The organism is Catenovulum sp. 2E275 (genome assembly GCF_025515275.1).
GTDB lineage: Bacteria > Pseudomonadota > Gammaproteobacteria > Enterobacterales > Alteromonadaceae > Catenovulum.
The window spans coordinates 15990-34133 of record NZ_JAOPFU010000027.1 but is presented as its reverse complement, the minus strand read 5'-3'; the positions used below and the strand labels follow the sequence as shown (position 1 = coordinate 34133).

Annotated in this window: 14 protein-coding genes; 7 read left to right on the top strand and 7 right to left on the bottom strand. The window is 37.8% G+C overall.

What is annotated here, in order from left to right; genetic code table 11:
- Nucleotides 1–11: 11 nt before the first annotated feature.
- The 3 genes from N7931_RS12830 to N7931_RS12820 all read left to right on the top strand — a co-directional run bounded on the left by N7931_RS12830 (nt 12) and on the right by N7931_RS12820 (nt 5948).
- Entirely contained in the window at nt 12–1022 is a 1011-nt protein-coding gene (locus N7931_RS12830) for an efflux RND transporter periplasmic adaptor subunit (RefSeq protein ID WP_262794604.1), read from the top strand.
- A gap of 8 nt (nt 1023–1030) precedes the next feature.
- Entirely contained in the window at nt 1031–4153 is a 3123-nt protein-coding gene (locus N7931_RS12825) for an efflux RND transporter permease subunit (RefSeq protein ID WP_262794603.1), read from the top strand.
- 169 nt (nt 4154–4322) lie between these two features.
- Entirely contained in the window at nt 4323–5948 is a 1626-nt protein-coding gene (locus N7931_RS12820; protein WP_262794602.1) for a methyl-accepting chemotaxis protein, read from the top strand.
- A 122-nt stretch (nt 5949–6070) separates the two neighbouring features.
- Here the strand turns inward: N7931_RS12820 and N7931_RS12815 are convergent, their stop codons facing one another.
- Complete coding sequence (locus N7931_RS12815) at nt 6071–6973, bottom strand: PhzF family phenazine biosynthesis protein (protein WP_262794600.1); 903 nt, start codon at nt 6971–6973, stop codon at nt 6071–6073.
- Between the two features lie 72 nt (nt 6974–7045).
- A complete protein-coding gene (gene queE, locus N7931_RS12810) occupies nt 7046–7711 on the bottom strand; it encodes a 7-carboxy-7-deazaguanine synthase QueE (protein ID WP_262794599.1) in 666 nt (221 codons plus the stop codon).
- Nucleotides 7712–7780: 69 nt separating this feature from the next.
- Here queE and queC point away from each other — a divergent pair, with 69 nt between their 5' ends.
- A complete protein-coding gene (gene queC, locus N7931_RS12805) occupies nt 7781–8437 on the top strand; it encodes a 7-cyano-7-deazaguanine synthase QueC (protein ID WP_262794598.1) in 657 nt (218 codons plus the stop codon).
- A gap of 76 nt (nt 8438–8513) precedes the next feature.
- Here the strand turns inward: queC and N7931_RS12800 are convergent, their stop codons facing one another.
- Together N7931_RS12800 and N7931_RS12795 are read right to left on the bottom strand one after the other, a co-directional pair.
- The gene (locus N7931_RS12800; RefSeq protein ID WP_262794597.1) at nt 8514–9134 is read right to left on the bottom strand and encodes a GNAT family N-acetyltransferase; all 621 of its coding nucleotides are present in this window, start codon (nt 9132–9134) and stop codon (nt 8514–8516) included.
- Nucleotides 9112–10308 (bottom strand): hypothetical protein, encoded by a 1197-nt coding sequence (locus N7931_RS12795; RefSeq protein ID WP_262794595.1) that lies wholly within the window; start codon nt 10306–10308, stop codon nt 9112–9114. Before N7931_RS12795 ends, N7931_RS12800 begins: the two co-directional genes overlap by 23 nt.
- 530 nt (nt 10309–10838) lie before the next feature.
- Here N7931_RS12795 and gshB point away from each other — a divergent pair.
- Nucleotides 10839–11789 carry a glutathione synthase gene (gene gshB, locus N7931_RS12790; protein ID WP_262794593.1) on the top strand — a complete coding sequence of 317 codons (951 nt, stop codon included), beginning with the start codon at nt 10839–10841 and terminating at the stop codon, nt 11787–11789.
- 82 nt (nt 11790–11871) lie between these two features.
- On the opposite strand, the gene N7931_RS12785 is transcribed toward gshB, so the two are convergent.
- The gene (locus N7931_RS12785; RefSeq protein WP_262794591.1) at nt 11872–12933 is read right to left on the bottom strand and encodes an aldose epimerase family protein; all 1062 of its coding nucleotides are present in this window, start codon (nt 12931–12933) and stop codon (nt 11872–11874) included.
- Nucleotides 12934–13051: 118 nt separating this feature from the next.
- Between N7931_RS12785 and N7931_RS12780 the strand changes: the two genes are divergently transcribed.
- Together N7931_RS12780 and N7931_RS12775 are read left to right on the top strand one after the other, a co-directional pair.
- Nucleotides 13052–14878: a M61 family metallopeptidase gene (locus N7931_RS12780; RefSeq protein ID WP_262794590.1), complete on the top strand. Its 1827-nt coding sequence runs from the start codon at nt 13052–13054 to the stop codon at nt 14876–14878.
- A 182-nt stretch (nt 14879–15060) separates the two neighbouring features.
- Nucleotides 15061–16062, top strand: a complete 1002-nt coding sequence (locus tag N7931_RS12775; protein WP_262794588.1) for an NAD(P)-dependent alcohol dehydrogenase — start codon at nt 15061–15063, stop codon at nt 16060–16062.
- A gap of 119 nt (nt 16063–16181) precedes the next feature.
- Here the strand turns inward: N7931_RS12775 and N7931_RS12770 are convergent, their stop codons facing one another.
- Both N7931_RS12770 and N7931_RS12765 read right to left on the bottom strand, forming a co-directional pair.
- Nucleotides 16182–17204: a M23 family metallopeptidase gene (locus N7931_RS12770; protein WP_262794587.1), complete on the bottom strand. Its 1023-nt coding sequence runs from the start codon at nt 17202–17204 to the stop codon at nt 16182–16184.
- Nucleotides 17164–18042 carry a 6-carboxytetrahydropterin synthase gene (locus tag N7931_RS12765; protein ID WP_262794586.1) on the bottom strand — a complete coding sequence of 293 codons (879 nt, stop codon included), beginning with the start codon at nt 18040–18042 and terminating at the stop codon, nt 17164–17166. The genes N7931_RS12770 and N7931_RS12765 overlap by 41 nt, the downstream gene beginning before the upstream one ends.
- Nucleotides 18043–18144 lie beyond the last annotated feature (102 nt).

Here is an 18144-nt window from a genome sequence, read left to right as displayed (position 1 = left end):
AGAGACAAATTATGAAACTTATTAAATTTAATCCTTTATTTATTAAACTATTAGCCGCTTTATTTGCTGTTGTTGTCGCTATGCCGCAGCCATTATTGGCTCATTCTGATAATCAAACGCAACACGATCAAGATAATCATCAAAATGAGAACAAACATAAAGCAGAAAGTGAAGAGCATGATGATGATCACGATGAGCATCAAGCTGAAATCAAATTAACCGATGCGGTTGCGAAACAGGCAGGAGTTGAATTTTCTCAAGTACAAGGCGGAGAAATCAAACAAAGCGTGCAATTATTCGGACAAGTTGTATTAGATCCCACTCAGGTTAGCCATGTTAGAGCTAGATTCACCGGCATTATTGATAAAGTCATGGCTAATACCGGAGACACGGTAAAAAAAGGCCAAGTGCTGGCTGAAATTGAATCAAACGAAAGCCTTAAAATTTATCGTTTAAAATCGCCAATTGCTGGTGTGATTACCGCGCGTCATGCAAATCCCGGCGAATTAACCCAACAACAAATATTATTTACCATTAATAATATTGACCAGATTTGGGTTGAGTTTAAGGTTTTTCCGTCTCAGGCGGCCAAAGTGAATCAGGGTCAGGCTGTTTTTATTCAATCAAATAACCAGACCATTCGAGGCTCGATAAAACATATTTTACCGGCTCAAGAACAAAAACCTTATTTAATCGCACGAGCTTTGCTCGATGATTTACCGCAGCCAATTCAACCACCGAATTTATATCCCGGTTTAATGATAAGCGCTCAGGTGATTACTCACACAGAAACTGTCGCTTTAAAAGTGAACAATAAAGCAATACAAGAAATTGACGGCCAGCCGGTGGTATTTATTAAACAAGGGCAAACTTTTACCCCAACTCCCGTTACCATAGGCTTAAAAGATCAGCAATATAGCCAAATATTAAGCGGGCTTGCAGCCGGGCAAACTTATGTCAGCACCAATAGCTATTTACTTAAAGCTGAGTTAGGTAAATCAGCCGCTGAACATAGCCATTAGGAGGTTTTATGATTAAAGCCATCTTACAATTTGCGATAGAACGCAGATATTTAGTGATGTTTGCCACAGGTTTACTCATTTTGGCAGGCGTTTTAAGTTATCAAAAACTGCCGATTGATGCAGTGCCGGATATCACCAATGTTCAGGTACAAATTAATACCCAAGCTGCTGGTTATTCACCACTGGAAGCTGAACAAAGAATTACTTATATAGTCGAGACTGCTTTAGCCGGATTACCGGATTTAGCCTATACCCGCTCGATCTCCCGTTATGGCTTATCTCAGGTGACCGCTGTATTTGAAGATGGCACCGATTTATATTTTGCCCGCAATTTAATCAGCCAAAAGCTGGTGGATATAAAAAATGATTTGCCCGGTGATATTTCTCCGCAAATGGGGCCAATTGCAACCGGCTTAGGTGAAATATATTCGTATGCTGTGGTAGCCGATGAAAATGCAAAACAAGCCAACGGCGAATATTATGATGCCATTGCCCTGCGTGAAATTCAGGATTGGATTATCAAACCTCAGTTAGCTTTAGTGAAAGGGGTAACTGAAATTAATACCATTGGCGGATACGAAAAAGCGTTTCATATTACCCCCGACACCACTCAAATGCTGCAATACGGCATTAGTTTTTCTCAGATAGCCCAAGCGGTTGAGCTAAATAATCAAAATGTTGGTGCAGGGTTTATTGAAACAAACGGCCAGCAATTATTAGTGCGCTCACCAGCACAGCTTGCTGATATTCAACAAATTGAACAGTTGATTGTTGGCCTGAGCGACAACTCACCGGTGCGTTTAAATCAAATCGCGAATGTGAGCATTGGCAAAGAGTTACGTACAGGTGCAGCCACCTTTAATGGAGCAGAAACCGTTATTGGCACAGCTATGATGCTAGTTGGCGAAAACTCACGCGAAATCGCGCTCAATGTGGCGGCAAAATTAGAGCAAATTCAAACCAGTTTACCCGCTGGGGTTAATATTGTCGCGCTGTACGACAGAACCAGTCTGGTAGATAAAGCAATTGCGACAGTGCAAAAAAACTTGGTTGAAGGCGCTTTGCTGGTTATTGTGATTCTATTTTTATTATTAGGTAATTTTCGTGCCGCTCTAATTACCGCCGCGGTCATTCCACTGGCGATGCTGGCCACGATAACCGGTATGGTTAAAGCTGGCATTTCGGCCAATTTAATGAGTTTAGGTGCTCTTGATTTTGGTTTGATTGTGGATGGCGCTGTAATTATTGTTGAAAATGCAATTTTAAAATTATCACAGGCACACCACCCACTAACCTTAAAACAAAGGTTAACTCTGGTATTTAATGCAACCAATCAAGTGATTCGCCCTAGCCTGTTTGGGGTTTGTATTATTACGCTGGTTTATATTCCGTTATTTAGTTTAACTGGGGTTGAGGGCAAAATGTTTCACCCTATGGCGGCAACGGTTGTGATTGCGTTACTCAGTGCTATGGTGCTGGCATTTACTTTTGTACCTGCTGCAATTGCGCTGTTTATTCGTGGTAAAGTAAGTGAAAAACAAAGTCCGGTTATTCGAGTTGCTAAATCAGCCTACCGCCCTTGTTTGGCAGTTGCGCTAAAATTTAACTACCTTGTTTTAATTGCCGCAACGGGTTTAGTCGCAGCCAGTATTTGGCTGGCAAGTCATTTAGGCAGCGAGTTTATTCCTCAGCTTAATGAAGGGGATATTGCATTACACGCAATGCGAATCCCTGGTACGGGTGTTGAGCAAGCGGTAAAAATGCAGGATCAACTCGAAAAAACCTTACTGGACCAAGCCGAAGTAGACAAAGTATTTAGTAAAATTGGCACAGCAGAAGTCGCAACCGATCCTATGCCGCCCAATGTAGCTGATACTTTTGTTATTTTAAAACCACGCGAGCAATGGCCTAACCCTAACCTAACTCAAGCTGAATTAGTTGCCAAACTCGAAACTAAAGTAGAAGCGGTACCGGGTAATAATTATGAGTTTACTCAGCCGATTCAAATGCGGTTTAATGAGTTAATTTCAGGCGTCAGAGCCGATTTTGCAGTTAAAGTATTTGGCGATGATTTAACTCAATTATTAACCACAGCCAATGCTATTAGTGCAACGCTACAGCAAACAACAGGCGCAGCTGATGTAAAAGTTGAGCAAGTAGATGGTTTACCTATGTTAACCATTACCCCAAAACGCACTCAACTGGCTCGTTTTGGCCTAACCGCAAATACCGTTCAACAAACGGTAAATACCGCCATTGGCGGACAAATGGCTGGCTATTTATTTGAAGGTGATCGCCGGTTTGAAATTATTGTACGCTTGCCAGAAACTCAGCGGGTAAATATCCAAGCTTTAGCCGATTTACCGATTATTATTAATCAGGATGAATATGTCCCTTTATCTGAAGTGGCTGATATAGATTATGTTTCTCAACCTAACCAAATTAGCCGTGAAAATGGTAAACGCCGAGTAGTGGTGACTGCTAATGTCAGAGGCAGTGATTTAGGTAGTTTTGTATTAGCGGCGCAAAATAACATAGATAATCAAGTACAAATACCAGCCGGTTATTGGCTTGATTATGGCGGCACATTTGAGCAGTTAGAATCAGCCAGTAAAACCTTAACTTTGGTTGTTCCGGCAACTTTAATCGTAATTTTTGCCTTATTAATTATGGCCTTTAACTCATTTAAAGACGCATTAATTATTTTTACTGGGATTCCGCTTGCGCTAACGGGTGGAGTATTTGCCCTTTGGCTGCGTGATATGCCGTTATCGATTTCAGCCGCGGTTGGGTTTATCGCGCTGTCTGGCATTGCTGTATTAAATGGTTTAGTTATGCTGGCATTTATTCGTGAGCGGTTTATTGCCTCAAATAATTTACTTGGGTCGATTACCGAAGGTGCAATTAGCCGCCTGCGACCTGTATTAATGACCGCATTGGTCGCCAGTTTAGGGTTTGTGCCTATGGCATTAAATATAGGCACAGGCGCAGAGGTTCAACGACCACTCGCAACCGTGGTTATTGGCGGAATTATTTCATCTACCCTGTTAACCCTGTTTGTGCTGCCGGGTTTATATAAAATATTTTATAAATCAACCCGCTTAAAACCACTACCAAATCAGCCAAAATAACATTCAATTGGTTATATTTTCATTTCCCTATGCCAGATATAATAAATATCTGGCATTTTTATTTATAAATTAAGTTATTAAAATTTAAATCTTTATTTTAAATTCATATCTATACTCATAGTATAAAAATATATTTATATAAAAAGCTTCATTCTAATAAGGAAAATATATGAACAACCTGAGTATTAAGCAGAAATTTATTGTGCTGATTTCTGTAGTCACTATGATTTATTTTTGCGCCATGCTGGCGTTAAAATTTTCAAATAATAAACTGGCAGATAACTTTGATGACTTTTATCAACACAATTATTTAAGTGCACAATATTTGGATAATATTCAATTTGAACAAAATGCCATTTTGTCTAATATTCGTTCTTTACAACTGGCTTATCTCATTAATATCCCGGCTCAGGTTGAAAGCAGTAACGCATTAATTCAAACGTCGATAAAAACAACACCTCAGTTATTAAACCAGTTTAAACAACATTTTAATGGTAATGAAAAACAGCTTCAGAGCTATACCGATTATTTGGCTGATTTTCATAAAAAAGCGAATAGTTTTGTCGATGAAATGAATAAAAGCTCAGAGCACACAACTTCAAGAGCGACTTACCAAGCATTTGTAGATGCAAATCAAACCTTATTAAATTTCCAAACCAGCTTTATTCAACAAGCTAAAGAAAATGCGCTTAAAAACCGTAACCAAATTGAGCAAACTATTGAGCAATCGAGTTTTATTTTTTACCTTTCGGTTATCATTGCGGTGTTGTTATCTATCGCTTTTATTGTGTTTATTTCTAAAGCTTTAATTAAAAATATAAACAAAGTGATTAAAGCGGCTCATGCAATGGCACAAGGCGATTTAACACAGAAAGCGGATGTACATGGCTCAGATGAAATTGCCCAATTAGGCAACGAAATTAATGCCAGTATGAGTAAATTGTCTGCGGTTTTGGCTAATGTTATTCATTCATCCGGTTTAGTTGTCGAAAATAGTAATAATGTGCTGCATTCAACCGAAAAAATGGAAAGTATTACTTTTGAAGTCACCGAAAATACCAATCAGGTTGTCACTGCAATTGAAGAAATGGCGATGACCAGTCGTGATATTGCAGAAAACACGACTAAAACAGCTCATGCAGCTGAAACGATGGCTGGTTTAGCAGACGAAGGTATTCAAGAATCAGATAAAGCGATAACTCAAGTTGAAAGATTAGTCTCCAGTTTAGAAGATTCATCTAACGCGACCAAACGTTTACAGGTAGAAACCAAAAATATTGAAGGGATTTTAAATGTAATTCATGGAATTTCTGAGCAAACCAACCTATTAGCGTTAAATGCCGCAATTGAAGCCGCCAGAGCCGGAGAACAAGGCCGAGGTTTTGCAGTGGTCGCCGATGAAGTTAGAACTCTGGCTAAACGTTCTGCCGAATCCGTTAATGAAATAGAAAACTTGGTCAATGAAATTAGACTAGTTGGCGAAGAATCAGTCAGTAAAATGGATCAAAGTCATAAGCTCGTTATTACAACAAAAGAACAAATAGCCGCCAGTTTCGACAAAGTTCGTGTTATTTTGGAGCATATTGATAATATCAATTCTCAAGCTCAACAAATTGCAACTGCCGCCGAAGAACAAAGCTTAGTTGCCGGTCAAATCAGTGAAAATACTCATATAGTACAAACTTTAACTGACAACTCGGCAGAGTTGGCCTCTGTTGCTAAGCAATATAGTTTAGATATGAACCGGGTTAGTTTGCAGTCAATTGAGCAACTTGGCTTTTTTAAAGCAAGTTAAATTTAATGATTTAACTAATAAAAAAGCAGGGAAATGTAATACAAAACCCTGCTTTAAATTTTACATTTAATTTTGAGTTGTTTGGAAAACTCTAATCTGGCTCTATAAAACTAAAACCAATATTAGTCTAAAAATAAACTTCCTTGGCTAGATAAAACAGCCTGTCCGCCAATACTCAATGTGATCTTGTCACTCGAAACCGATTGAATATCAATATGTAAATAACTATAGCGTGCTTGATACACACCACGTTCAACCACAAATTGTTGCGGTGTATCAGTAAACTGAGACAAATAACCGCTAAAAGCTGGCATTGCTGCGCCAACAGGCGGATCTTCGTGCATACCAAAAACCGGACCAACCATTCGACAGTGAAAATCGGCCTGACAGCTATCATCTGCTCGGGCAAATAATAAAATAGCGTTAGCGCAAGTTGCAGGCGCAGTCGATGAAGCCCAAGTATCATAACTAAAACGCACTTGTTTTAAGGTTTCTAAGCTATCAACCGGTACAATCAGATAAGGAATTTCGGTTGCCACTAACATAGGTTTAAAACCCGGGCTTAATAGTTTAAGCGCATCGGTATTTAAAAAGCTGGCTAACTCTTCTTCTGTTGGGGCAAAGCTGTCGTATTCTGGGTTCGCATCCACCACAAACTGGTTAAATACTGGCTCACCATTTTCAATTTTAACTTTGCATTTTACCAAGCCATGTGTTTCTTCAATGCTGAATTGATTGTCGCCATCCGTTAAATCCAACCTATTTTGTTTGGCTAAACAATAAATGGCTGCCAATGTTGGGTGTCCGCCAAAATTAAATTCGCGCTTGCCATTAAATACTCGAATTTTTTTATCGGCTTTATCACTTGGCACAATAAAAACACTGCGCCATAAATTAAATTCAGCAGCAATTTTCATCATTTGTTGTTCGGATAAACCAGCCGCATCTGGCACCACAGCTATTTGAGCACCTTGAAACCTTTCTCCAGTAAATACATCAACAGTAAAATAATTTAACTTTTGCATCTTTCCTCCATTTCAAGATGTCGCATTGGTTGCGGTTTAGGGTTCGGTATCCTTTACAAAAAGTCAATAATTTTAATCAATTGCTAGATATTTATGCATTTGAACTGATAACCGCCAGTTATTTTTAATACAGGTTTGAATAGCCAGTTCGGTCGCGCGTTTTTTCTGGCTGATAGGTTGCAAGCAAATACTAATTTTTCGGTTTTCTTCACGTTTAGCAAGCAAAGCATTCAGGTCATCGATGTGCTGTTCGGTTGCTACCGGATGTTTAATTTCGTCCGCCCGATTAAGAGCTGAGGTTAATATTTGATAGCCGCCTTTCATATTCACTTTAGGCGAAACCGTAACATAAGTATCAGCATGGGTTTTCACTTCAAATGTACCACTGGTTTCTATTTGTGTGGTACAACCGGCATCATGCAAAACCTGAGTTAATTCAGTTAAGTCATACAGACAAGGCTCGCCGCCAGTAATCACGATATGTCTGGCCTGATATTTAAGCACCTGAGCTAATAAGTCTTGGCTAGTCATTTGTGCCCAGTTTTCAGATTCATTTGAAACACTAATAATTTGTGAAACATCTACCTGTAGCTCGGGTTTAACTTCCCAAGTATGTTTAGTATCGCACCATGAGCAGCCAACCGGACAGCCTTGTAAACGAATAAAAATAGACGGTATGCCCGTCATACTGCCCTCACCTTGTATGGTTTCAAAAATTTCATTGACGGGATATTTCATATCAGGCTTGTAACCTCTGCTGGTATCAGTAAACTTAGCGCGCATTATAGGCTATTTTTTGAGGAAATCATGTCTGAAAAAGCAGTTGTTATTTATTCTGGCGGTATGGACTCTTTTACCGTACTCAATCAAGCAATAGCCGAAGGCTATCAGGTTTATCCGTTAAGCTTTAATTATGGTCAGCGCCATTTAAAAGAATTAGAGTTTGCAGCCAAGGTTTGTGAAAATCTTAATGTGCAGCATAAAGTGGTTGATATTTCTGCAATTAATTCGCTTTTGGCGGGTTCGTCATTAACAGATGATATTGATATTCCCGAAGGTCATTACGAAGAAGACAGCATGAAATCTACCGTTGTGCCTAATCGAAATATGATTTTATTATCGCTGGCAGTAGGTTATGCAGTATCTATTGGCGCAAACAAAGTATTTTATGGTGCGCATTCGGGCGATCATGCAATTTACCCTGATTGCCGACCTGAATTTGTCGAAAAAATGAAAGCAGTTTGTGCTATCGCAGATTATCAGCCAATTGATATTGTTACCCCATTTTTAAATGATTCAAAAATAGATATTTTAACGCATGGTTTAAAAATGGGTTTGGATTATAGCCAAAGTTGGACTTGTTATAATGGCCGAGCAAAAGCCTGCGGAAAATGCGGCGCTTGTCAGGAAAGGCTTGAAGCGTTTGCAGAAAATGACTTAACAGATCCATTAGAATATGAATAAAGCCATGATTTAAAAGCTAAAACATAAAGCTGTTAACTTGCTTAACAGCTTTATTACATAACAGTTTAAATATTGATCATTTAAATTTAAACATCAACTGGCAAGGTACTTTACCAACCTGTAAATCTTTAATTTTTTGATAATTGGCATCAGCAAAAAACTTTTGATAATGCTCAACGGTCACCAAAACCCCAACCCCTTCACTATTTTTCTGCTCATTTACCATGGTATCAACGGCTTTCATTAAATAATGCCCCACTCCATGATGCTGATGATGTGGATGCACCGCAATAAAAGCCAATAAATGATAATGCTCAGCAGGAATCGCCTGTCGTACCTTGTCTTCTTTTTCGATCATACTACGGGTTGAAACATAACCCGTTGTTAGCATCATTTTTAAGCGCCAGTGCCAAAAGCGTTGCGCACCAAACTCAATTCCAGGCTGAATTAAACAAGCTACGGCTAATAAATTTTCGTCATCATTATAAATCCCAACCATAGGCTGAGATTTATCCCAAAAAATTAAAAGTTCTTCACGAATTGCCGATCTGAGCCTTTGTTCGTAACCGTCTTTTTCGCTTTCAAAACAAGCTAAAAAAAATGGGTCATCGTGATAAGCTAAATATAATAACGAGCTTGCAATATTAATATCTTCAGCAGATAAATAAACTGCTTTAAGGTTTTGTGTTAGCACCATTTAAAAACCCTTTTTTATAAAAATAACCAATTAAAACCATTAATTGAATCAAACTAAATAAAATCAATAATATTAATATAGACTTATTTTTGTTACTTAAATGTGAATTTATAATAATTTGGTCTATTTTATCAATCATTAACTGAGCCGTATCCATTTGTTGTAGCCATTGCTGAACATGCTGATTAAGATTTTGAGTTAAGGCTAAGCGTTGTTGATTAAATTCAATAATATTCTCAGGCGCTAATAAAGTGTGTTGCTCAAGCGAGTTTAACCAGTTTTTTATCGCCATATTGGTTGGAATATCATTAAAATCACGCTGTAGAGTTTTCAATTTTGTTTTTGCCTGATTAGCATTAACTAATAGTTCGGGTAATAGCTGAGCTTGCTGCACATAAAAACTGGCTTCTAATAATCGTAGATAATCCTGAGCACTGGCTTGCAGCGCTTCAAATTTTTCTTCACCTTGTTTATGGTTGAGCGCATTAAATAAATCACTGCGATTAGCATTAGCAGTTAACTGCTCAAACTGAGTTTCTGCTTTATATTCATCTAACCGTTTAATGGTTGGTGCTAACGCCTGAGTTAAATTAAATTTGGCATCATCTAGCAGTTTAAGGCTTTCGGTTAAAGTATGATTAAGTTGTTCCAGTTGGGTTAAGCTTTCAACTAAATTACCTTTTTGATTTAGTGCATTTTCAATTTGAGGTTTTAAATTAGCCAAGTTTGTTTGGGCAATTGGCAATTTAAGCATGTTGGTTAATTCAGCCTGAGTTTGAGCAAAATTTTGTTGAATAGCGTTAATCTTAATTTGCTCTAAATTGGCTGATAATAAATGACTTTGTACTGCTAAATTAGCCGAAACCTTGGCTGAACTTTGTAAATATCCGGCTAAAGATTCTGCTTTTTGTGAATTACCGACCCAAAGATGCAAGCTAACCATAATCGTAATAAATGGCGATATAAATAAGAGTATTAGAAATATAAAATGCAATCGCTTGGGCGTAAAAAAGTTAATGAATGCATTTAAATTAAAAGCCCGTTTATTTTGCTGCAAGTTATTTGTGTTATTTAAAGGCTCTAACGGATCTGGTTCACCTGATTGATTATTAATGTTTTTATCAGATTTTTTTGAAGTGTCTTGCTCAAGTGGTAATGAAGTTTGTTCCATCATATCTGTTTATTATTATTTATTGAGAGTGATTGAATTTGACTCATATTAACAGCTGAGTATTAATTGACCAAGCCGCTAAATTTAATTTTGTGAGCAAGGTTTTACTGATCTTAAGTTTATAAAGTAGTTAGCATATAAATTTTTAACAAACCCGATTAATTGCGTGTTGGGATTATATTGGTGTGTAGTAATCAATTTAACCTCAACTCGGGTTAAGGTGTATTCTAACTAATTGAATTATTTAACCTTATCATTCCACATGGTTTCTAACGAGCATTTTTTTGTGCGGACAAGGCAAATTCACGCGTCAATAGCTAGTCTCGGCTTTAGTTCCGACGTCGCTCTACCTCCCCCATCCATGGAGTCGTATTGCAAGTGAATTTAACGCAGTACCCGCGAAAAAAGGCCGTTTGAAACATATTCATTAAACCGAATTGAGGTAATATTAGATTAACTTTATTTTGACCTTGATTTAAGCCAAAGCGTAACCATATTTAAATGAATTATTTTTCAGATATTAAGGCGCACTGATGACAATTAAACTTGGTATTGTGATGGATCCCATCAGCCAGATAAAAATACATAAAGACTCCAGCTTTGCGATGTTGCTTGAAGCACAAGCGCGTAATTATCAAATATTTTATATGGAAATGGCCGACCTTTATTTAGAAGATGGTCGTAGCTACGCCCGAATGCGCCCGTTAAAAGTGCAAGAAGATCCACAAAACTGGTATCAATTAGGTGAGCCGGTTGAGCAAGCATTAGCTGAACTAGATACCATTTTAATGCGCAAAGATCCGCCGTTTGATACCGAATATATTTATGCAACCTATTTACTGGAACGAGCCGAAGACGAAGGCTGTTTAATTGTAAACAAGCCACAAAGCTTGCGCGATGCTAATGAAAAACTATTTACCGCCTGGTTTGCAGAGCTCACGCCTACGACCTTAGTCACACGCAGTGCTGAAAAATTAAAAGCGTTTTATCAGCAACATCAAGATGTGATTTTAAAACCTTTAGATGGCATGGGCGGCGCATCAATCTTTAGATTAAAACCGAATGATGCCAATGTTGGCGTTATAATTGAAACCTTAACCGAACATCAAACCCGTTATGCTATGGCGCAAACTTATATACCGGAAATTAAAGACGGCGATAAACGTATTTTAGTGATAGATGGTGAACCTGTTGATTATTGCTTAGCCCGAATTCCGGCACAAGGTGAAACTCGCGGTAATTTAGCCGCCGGAGGCCGTGGTGAAGCCAGACCTTTATCCGATTCAGACCGAGCGATTGCAGCTAAAGTTGGTCCAACTTTAAAACAAAAAGGCTTAATTTTTGTTGGCTTAGATGTAATTGGAGACAAGTTAACGGAAATAAACGTAACCAGCCCAACTTGTATTCGTGAAATTGAAAAAGCCTATCCAGATGCCAAAATAACCACTAAATTATTTGATGCAATAGAGGCTAAATTAAACTAATTTTGAATTCATCAACATCGTTAATTCAATAAAAAATAGCGCCTGTGGCGCTATTTTTTATGTTTGATTAGCAGCTTAAAACTTAAACTGTATCAAAAGCAAAACTCATTTTGCTTGAGTAAGTTTCGCCCGGTTTTAATTCTATCGATTTAAACATAGGTTTGTTTGGTGCATCCGGAACATGTTGAGGTTCTAAACAAAATGCAGAATGTTTCTCAAACGCACGACCTTTACCTTTTAAGCTACCATCTAAAAAATTAGCGGTATATAGCTGAATACAAGGCTCAGTTGTTTTCACCGTTAATCTGCGTCCAGTTTTAGCTTCTGTAACAATTGCAGCAACTCTTAATTGCGAAGATTGATCCGTGATTATATAGTTAATATCATAACCCCCACCTATATTTAACTGAGCATCGTCAGCAAAAATATCCTGACCAATGGCTTTAGGCTCAGTAAAATCAAAAGCGGTTCCAGCAACATTCATAACTTCACCAGTAGGTAATTGATTCTGGTCTAATAACGTAACCTGGTTGGATTTTAATTGCAGTTCATGACTTAAAATATCCGTTTGATTAGCCATATCTAAATTAAAATAACTATGGTTAGTCATATTTAAAATAGTGGTTTTATCGGTTGTGGCCGAATATTCACATGTTAGTTGATTATCATTATGTAATTCATAAGTGGTACGTACCTGTAAATTACCAGGGTAGCCTTGATCACCATCTTCGCTCAATAAATCCAAGTGTATACCAACACTACTCTCTGTCTTAAATGTTTCTGCTCGCCAAACTTTTTTATCAAATCCTTCTAAACCACCATGTAAATGATTAGTTCCATTATTTTGAACAAAAGTATAAGTTTTACCAGCTATTTCACACTGACCATTTCCGATTCTATTACCAACTCGACCAATAGTAGCGCCTAAATATGGAACATTAGTAAAATAGTCTTCGAGCGAGTCATAACCTAAAACTATATCTGCAAACTGGCCCTTATTATCAGGGGTGTATAATGTAACCAAGTTAGCCCCAAAATTTGTAATACTGGCTGATGCGCCTTGCGCATTAGTTAAAGTAAACAATTGAACTGCTTCACCTTTTGGTGAAATACCATACTCTTCTACTTTTATTGATAAGGTCATTTTTAGTCTCTTATAAATTATGATTTGTAATATGATTAGTTTAACATGCAAATACAGATGAATTGAGTTAAAAATATCGGTAAGATAAATTTTATTTATTGTCTTTTTTATCTTTATTATGTCAACCAGCATTCATTATCAAATTTCATTTGAACAAACTAACGCTCATTTATTTAATATCACACTTGATATTCCAGTACACTCACCAAAAAGCTTAAAAATCAGCTTACCAAGCTGGATACCCGGCTCTTATATGGTGCGGGATTTTGCCAAAAACATAGTTAATATAGCAGCGTTTCAACAACAAAAACCAATTGAATTAACCGCGCTAGACAAACAAAGCTGGCAACTCAATACTCAAGGTAAAGCCAGCCAGATTCAATATCAGGTTTATGCTTTTGACACCTCTGTCAGAACTGCCTATTTAGATAATACACGCGGATTTTTTAACGGCACCAGTGTATTTTTACAAGTTGAAGGCTTTGAAGAGTCAAAGCAGTTAGTTTCGCTTATTAAGCCAGACTTAGACTGGAAAGTTGCAACCGGATTAAAACGATCTTCGGCTACCCCAAAATATCACTTTGGTGAATATTATGCCGACAATTACGCTGAATTAATTGATTGCCCAGTTGAAATCACGGATTTTACCGCTGTTGAATTTGAGGTCGCTGGTACACCGCACCACTTAATTTTAAGCGGGAAACAATATGCAGATTTGGCTAGAGTAAAACAAGATTTAACCAAACTTTGTCAGCACCATATTGATTTATTTGAAAAAGAAACCGGTGGAAAACCACCTTTTAGTGAATACTGGTTTTTAACCAATATTCTGCCAAGTGGTTTTGGCGGATTAGAGCATAAAAATTCCACTGCATTATTATGTTCAACCTTTGATTTTCCAAACATCAATAAACCGGATGAATTATCAGAAGGTTATAAAACCTTTTTAAGCTTAGTTTCGCATGAATATTTTCATAATTGGAATGTATGCAGAATCAAGCCTGAAGAATTTGTGCCATATCGTTTAAACCGAGAAAGTTACACTAAGCAATTATGGGCTTTTGAAGGTATTACTTCTTATTATGATGATTTAAGTTTATTCCGAACTGGCATTATTTCGTTTGAAGATTATTTAAAACTTAAAAGCCAGACGATAAGCCGTGTTAACCGAGGCAAAGGCCAGTTAAAGCAAAATTTAATTGAGTCTAGTTTTTATACTTGGACTAAGTTTTATCAACAAGGGCCTGATGCCGTTAATAACATAGTTAGTTATTACACTAAAGGTTCATTATTAGCCTTGTGGCTTGATTTAACGGTTCGTAAGGCAACCAATGCAACTAAATCATTAGATGATGTAATGCGTGCTTTATGGGCTGATTTTGTAGATAAAGGTGCTGATTACAAAGGCACTCAATTAGATACAATAATTAATATTGTAAATAGCCTTATTTTATCGGGTACAACAGCTTCAGACGCTCATTCAACACACATTCGAGAAACCTTTTATCAGTTATTAAATAACAAAGCCCCTATTCCATTAGCTGAGCTACTAGCTGATTTTGGGGTTGAACTAAAACAAGTGCCTTCGAAAGCAGCCTCATTATTAGAAACTTCATCAGATGCACATAGCCCTTATCTTGGTTTTATGTTTAAAGAATCAAAACTAGGTATTGAAGTGATGCAAGTGCTGGAAGACTCCCCAGCCGAAAAAGCAGGTATTAGCGTTCAGGACAATATTATTGCCATTGATAATATTGTGGTGAGTAAAGCCAATTTTGCGAATGTCGTTAATAATCTGGCGTTGAATCACGATTACACAGTTTCATATATTAGAAATGGTGAATTATTTAACTCAGTAATACAGCTAAGTGACGCTGTTAATGAACTCAGTCAAATGACGGTGATTGATGCAGAAAAAGCGAAAAGCTGGCAAGCAATAGTTTAACTTAAATAGTTAAAAGCTAGCACAATTAACAGTAGAAAATGCGCATACTGGTACCCACTAGTAGCGCAAGTCTTAAATTAACCAGCTCTAACTAATGAGTCATAACACTCAAAATTAAAAGTTGATCTAAACTCAGTAAACCTATGTACAAGCATTAACCCTTTAATTTAATAAGGAAGAATATGATAAATGCATACGCTGCTTTTGAAGCAAAAGGCCAATTAAAAGAATATAGTTATGAGCCCGGCTCGCTCAATCATCATGATGTTGAGATTGAGGTCGATTATTGCGGAATTTGCCACTCGGATATTTCCATGCTCAATAATGAATGGGGGATGTCCCAATATCCTCTGGTTGCAGGTCATGAAGTAGTAGGCCGAGTAAGTGCAATTGGTGAGCATGTAACCAGTGTGTCTGTTGGTGATTTAGTCGGACTTGGCTGGCATAGTGATTATTGCCATCATTGCCATTCGTGTAATACAGGCGATGAAAATCTCTGCCAACAAGCTATGCCTACCGTTATGAGTAAAGGCGGATTTGCCGACAAAGTTCGAGCTAATGAGCGTGCTGTAGTTGCTTTACCTAAACATTTAAATGCTCAAACGGCAGGTCCTTTATTTTGTGGCGGGATCACTGTATTTAACCCTCTGGTGCAGTTTGATGTAAAACCAACGGATAAAGTTGCAGTTATTGGCATCGGTGGTTTAGGCCATTTGGCACTACAATTTTTAAATGCATGGGGATGTGAGGTTACAGCGTTTACCTCATCAGATGCAAAAGCTCAGGAAGCATTAAAGCTAGGGGCACACCATACATTAAATTCTCGTAATCAAGCAGATATTGAAAATGCAGCTGAACGCTTTGATTTTATTATCTCAACCGTGAACGTAAAACTCGACTGGAATCTGTATTTATCTACGTTAAAACCCAAAGGCAGGTTGCATTTTGTCGGCGCAACTTTAGAGCCACTCGATATTGGCGTTTTTGGTTTAATTGCAGGTCAAAAACAAATTTCAGGCTCTCCTGTTGGCAGCCCCGCTACCATAGCTCAAATGCTTGAATTTGCTGCCCAGCATAATATAGAGCCACAAGTTGAACTATTTAAGATGAGTGAAATAAACCAAGCAATTAAGCACCTTGAATCAGGTAAAGCCCATTACCGAATTGTGCTTGAGCGTGAATAACTAACCAGGTGAACTCGGTTTAATAATATACCCGCTTATAATTGAGGCCCAATATAAAATAGCCGGTTTATACCGGCTATTTTATTGCTTATTAACCTGAGGTGCGTATAAGCAGTTTGTTACTGATGTCCACCAGCAGGAACCCAAAACGCTGGATCAAGCCTTATTTGATACCAGTTTATCCGCCAATCTAAATGAGGTCCGGTCGCTCGCCCTGTTTTACCAATTTCACCTATTAGCTCACCTTGTTTAACTGTATCGCCTTTTTTTACATGCAATTTAGACATGTGAATAAAAGTCGATGAAATCCCAAAGCCGTGGTCTAAAATAATGGTGCCGCCAGAATAAAACATATCTGGGTGAGCCACGGTAATCACCCCATCAGCCGGAGCTATAATTTGAGTGCCGGTTGGTGCGGCTATATCTAAGCCAAAATGTGGCCGTTTAGGTGTACCATTAAACACCCGCTGGCTGCCATAAACACCGGAAATTCGCCCTTTTGCTGGCCAAATAAAACTTTGTAAAAAGTCTTTGCTGTTGCTCTCTTTGTTACGGGCAAGCCAGATTTCACCGTTTTCTTTACTAATTCGGTCTAATACAGATTGAGGTGGATTAACTGTTTTTGACGGTACACCATTAACTCTATCAATTTTGTAATCGCGGGATTGAAGCGTAAACGTATGAGTTAAAGTTGAGTTATCCGCCAAAGTAAAAGTTGCAGTTTGGGTTAAATCGGCATCTCGACCAAACCCAAATAAAAATGCACCCTCTTGAGTACATTTTCCCTGCTGTTGAGTTTGGCTGTCTGATATTTGATAACTCAAACAATTATTTAGTTGGCCTTTGACAAAACCACCGGGTTGCAGAGCTTGTTGATTAATTTTTATCGTATCTGCCGGATTCGCTAACGCGGTATGACTCGCAGTTAAAAACAGGCTAGAAATTAAAACAGAAAAAGTTAACTTTGATACTGTTTTATTATTAATTGGTTTGTTAGCTGTTTTACTGTCGCTATTGAGCGGCAACCATGCCGCGGTATTGAATGGTGTTAACCGTATATTTGCTTGATTAAAAGCCCAAACAACACGGTTAATAAATTTATTATTCGCTTTGTGCGATTGCCCCTTTAGAAACGCCTTCATACGCCATCACTTTTAAGTTTGAATGTTTATCTGTCTGTTGCATTACTTCTAACATAAATTCAGCCAAACACTCAACTGTTGTATCACGGTCAATCACATCAGTTAAACTATTTGGGCAAACCAGTTTATATTCGCCTTGAGTCGCAGAATAAGAAAACGCAACATAATCCGTTTCTAACAACGAATATTGCTGACAAAACTCTGTTAACAGGTTTTGGTCTAAATCTTCTTCACTGCCAATATAGATATCTTGCCAACGTTTAGCCCAATATTCCTGCCACTGAGTATCCACTTGGCCATCTTTAAATACATCTACTTTAGATCTGTGACCATGCACAATTCGCTGACAATTGCCGTCATGCTTTTTTAATCCGTGACTGTAATGATAATAAGCCTGATTAATCTGCTCTGGTCTTAAACGAATTTCAAGATCTTTAACGTTTTCAGGCATGTGGCGCATAATAGTAGCGCGAATAAGTGGTAATACTTCATCAATATTGACTTGCTCAGCCTGTAAAAAACAATAAGCCGATGGAGGCGCAGACATATAAATATATTCAAGCGCATCGGTTTTATAAACAATATCCAGATTATCTTGCTGCATTTGTTTACTTACCAAAGCGGTTGAATCTTCTGCTATATGCAGTTTGTGATCAAACTCTCTGTCGATAATGCGTTTAATCTGGCTTTTGACCACACCAAAATCTAAGACCATATTTTGTTCATTGAGCTGGCCAATTAAAGCCACATCAACAATCCAGCTTTCGCCAACAATGCCGCGCTGAGTATCTAAATATGAAAAATCAATAATGGTTAAGTCGTTTACGAATAAATGCATCGAGTAGAAATGTCCGAATAATCAACAGATAAAATTAAGCCAGTGATTATACTGGCTTAATCAATTAATTGCAGTTTTAAATTAACAATCACGATAAAAACA